The 1,434-nt window shown below is 62.3% G+C and carries 1 protein-coding gene; it reads left to right on the plus strand.

All coding sequences use genetic code 11. The features are described 5' to 3' along the window. Positions 1 to 87: 87 nt before the first annotated feature. Positions 88 to 1,344 carry an IS701 family transposase gene (locus QP045_RS21445; protein ID WP_406889367.1) on the plus strand — a complete coding sequence of 419 codons (1,257 nt, stop codon included), beginning with the start codon at positions 88 to 90 and terminating at the stop codon, positions 1,342 to 1,344. Positions 1,345 to 1,434 lie beyond the last annotated feature (90 nt).

The following is a 1,434-nucleotide window of genomic DNA, read 5'->3' on the forward strand; positions in this document are numbered from 1 at the left end:
CACTACTTTGGCAGAAGCATGAGTTTAGGGATTCCCTCGCCGCTGATTGCGTGATTCATGGGGAGCCAGCTTTGACGGAGGCTGGCGATGGACGAGGACTGGCAGACGGATCTGGAGCGATGGCTTGGGCCGTATCTGGAAGGTCTGGGTAACAAGACGCGTCGTCGGATGTGCCCAGCCTACATCGCGGGCCTGATTGGGCCAGGCGATCGCAAGAGCATCCAGCCCATGGCAGCCCGCTCAGATGCGATACCCTATGACCGACTGCATCATTTCATCGGGGCAGGCCTGTGGGATAGCAGTCCGCTGGAAGCGACCTTGTGGCAGCAGGCCGACGAATTGGTGGGCGGTGACGGAGCCTGGCTGATCATCGATGACACAGCCCTGCCGAAGAAGGGCAAGGCCTCGGTTGGGGTTGCGCCCCAGTACGCCACGGCGCTGGGCAAGAATGCGAACTGCCAGACCATGGTATCGGTGACGCTGGCCTCGGGCGAAGTTCCCCTCATGCTGAGCTTGCGGTTGTTCCTGCCGGAAAGCTGGACGAGCGATGTCGCAAGGATGGACAAGGCGGGCGTGCCTGCCCCTTTACAGCAATGCCGGACAAAGCCCGAGATTGCGATCGAGGAGATCGACCGTGTCATGGCTGCCGGAGTACGCTTTGGCTGTGTGCTGGCTGATGCCGGTTACGGGCTGTCCGCTCCGTTCCGGCAGGCGCTGAGCGCACGTGGCCTTTGCTGGGCCGTCGGCATTCCCCGGCACCAGAAGGTCTATCCCGCCGACGTGCAACTGATCTTCCCAGTCGCGGGGCGTGGTCGCCCAAGGGTGCGTCACGTGCCGGACGTCAAATCCATGGCTGCGCATGCCATGCTTGAAGGCGCGAAGTGGCGACAGGTCAGTTGGCGAAAGGGAACGAAGGGACGCCTGACCGCCCGCTTTGCTGCCATGCGTGTGCGCATTGCGGATGGCGCACCCCAGCGGATCGGCTCCGCCGGAGCTCAGCACATGCCGGGCGAGGAAGCCTGGCTGGTGGGTGAACATCGCTCAAATGGCGAGCGCAAATATTATCTTTCCAATTTGCCCGCTGACACCCCGATCAAGGCTCTCGCCGGCGCAATCAAGGCGCGCTGGATCTGCGAACAAGCCCATCAGCAACTCAAGGAAGAACTGGGGCTGGATCACTTCGAGGGCCGATCATGGACCGGACTTCACCGCCATGCCCTGATGTCGATGATGGCCTACGCCTTCTTGCAATCCCGAAGGCTCGCTCAGGCGGGGCGGAAAAAAAAGAGCACTCGGCCCGCCTCCTCATCCCAGCCTGCCAGCAGTGCGCCAGGCCATCCTTGACCGCCTGTTCCGCTCACCGCCGCACCACTGCCCTCACTGTGGATGCAGCCTCAACAGACCTCCCCACGCTCTTCTGCCAAAGTAGTGCTA

Origin of the sequence: Sphingomonas sp. 3-13AW (assembly GCF_049311085.1) — a bacterium.
Classification (GTDB): Bacteria; Pseudomonadota; Alphaproteobacteria; order Sphingomonadales; family Sphingomonadaceae; genus Sphingomonas.

Coding starts and splice junctions, on each gene's coding strand:
- QP045_RS21445 (WP_406889367.1), top strand. CDS start 88: ATGGACGAGGACTGGCAGACGGATCTGGAGCGATGGCTTGGGCCGTAT.